Genomic DNA, 1,425 nt, shown 5'->3' on the forward strand with positions numbered 1-1,425 from the left:
GTAAAGAAATTGATTGAAGTACTGGGGTAAAAGACCTTTGTATTTTTATATTTGTAGTACAACAAGAGCAATTATTGGTAAATCAATTTTATAACTGTAAATTAAGGATGAGTTTTTACACGGTCTGCCCATGGCGGTGATTGGGACCGGCAAGTCAGTATTTTCCCTGGAAGCTTTGACCAAGGTGTCGGAGGAGAAGCAAAAAGAAGTCTTAGAGGATGGATATACGGAAAATGTTACAATTGCGGATGTTCCTTTAGAGAAACTGCTCGTTGGACGGATCGTTCGCCTTGGCGAGGCGGAAGTGAAAATCTTGTATGTTGGGAAGGAACAATACAAAGAGCATGGAAGGCCATATATAGTTAGTCGGGAAGGGCGTTTTGGCCGTGTTGTAAAAGAAGGGCGTATCCGGGTTGGGGATTCAGTAGAATTGCTTTGATACAAATTTAAATAAATCTACCGTATTTTTTAAGGATTAAAAAATGTTATCACGCCAAAGATAGTCAAAACTATTAGAGCAAACAGATTGGTAAGAGGTTGGGATTGTATTTGAGGGGCAATATTCAATAAGGGCATAAACAACCCCATAGAAGCAAACCCAACTGCGTTCGCTACGATGACACCTTTTAAACGGCAAAATTCTTGCCGGTCACTTTCATGACGATAACTACTAATATTACTGTGCCAATGCCCAAGGCCATTGTTCCGAATAATGACTTAAAGAAAAAGGGTCAGTCAGTGGCAGTCTGTAAAACGGATATTACCAAACGCAAGCAGACCGATTTAATGGTTGAACGTTGTATTAAGCTATTCGGCAATGTAAATATTTTAATAATGTCGGGATAGCCCAGCAAAAGCTTTTTTCGGATATTACTGAAAAAGAATATTTTTACCACGAAGGTTGAAGACACCGTAGGAGCGGTTATCAAAGTTTAACAAAATATAGACAGCCGGTGCGCCAACAAAAACGACTCCTGCCCAGCGATGAATAATTGAAGCATTATGAAGATATTAGTTTGTGATTGTTCGTTGTTTAATGCCATTCATGCCAAAAATGCAGTAGACGAAACCGGCAAAACCAGTTCAGTAATGATTGATAAGAAAAACCCCGGATTCTATCAGACCGTTACAGCGGTAAAAAATGGCGAAGTCTATACCCAAATGGCTAAAGACTATGGCGGCTTTAAGAAAGTAGTGTTAAAGTAGAGGGTCAATATGCTGCAAGCAGGTCTTCTGGCTCAAGGTTCATTGCTTTTGAGCTAGTGATACGAATAAATTTTAAGGATTTTAAGGACTTCGGTGAGCGGTCAAAGTAAATGCAACCTTTGACAGAGTAAATATAGTGGGGTTTCATTGAGTCTGTCAAAATACTGGGAATAACAGGTATAGTACCTGTTAAAAATAGCCGATTCAGATTATATGGAG

At 39.2% G+C, this 1,425-nt stretch carries 4 protein-coding genes; 3 read left to right on the forward strand and 1 reads right to left on the reverse strand.

Going from position 1 to position 1,425, the window contains the following annotated elements; translation table 11 throughout:
* Positions 1 to 130 precede the first annotated feature (130 nt).
* The 3 genes from A7D23_RS00970 (at position 131) to A7D23_RS15770 (ending at position 1,206) form a co-directional block, all read left to right on the forward strand.
* Positions 131 to 439, forward strand: a complete 309-nt coding sequence (locus A7D23_RS00970) for a hypothetical protein (protein ID WP_176714375.1) — start codon at positions 131 to 133, stop codon at positions 437 to 439.
* Positions 440 to 657: 218 nt separating this feature from the next.
* Positions 658 to 846: a hypothetical protein gene (locus A7D23_RS15765; RefSeq protein WP_034362522.1), complete on the forward strand. Its 189-nt coding sequence runs from the start codon at positions 658 to 660 to the stop codon at positions 844 to 846.
* Between the two features lie 156 nt (positions 847 to 1,002).
* Positions 1,003 to 1,206 (forward strand): hypothetical protein, encoded by a 204-nt coding sequence (locus A7D23_RS15770; RefSeq protein WP_141690619.1) that lies wholly within the window; start codon positions 1,003 to 1,005, stop codon positions 1,204 to 1,206.
* Positions 1,207 to 1,210: 4 nt separating this feature from the next.
* On the opposite strand, the gene A7D23_RS16250 is transcribed toward A7D23_RS15770, so the two are convergent.
* A partial coding sequence (locus A7D23_RS16250; protein WP_207644961.1) for a hypothetical protein occupies positions 1,211 to 1,425 on the reverse strand: 215 nt, incomplete at its 5' end.

It is taken from the genome of Dehalobacter sp. TeCB1 (genome assembly GCF_001707455.1).
Classification (GTDB): Bacteria; Bacillota; Desulfitobacteriia; order Desulfitobacteriales; family Syntrophobotulaceae; genus Dehalobacter; species Dehalobacter restrictus.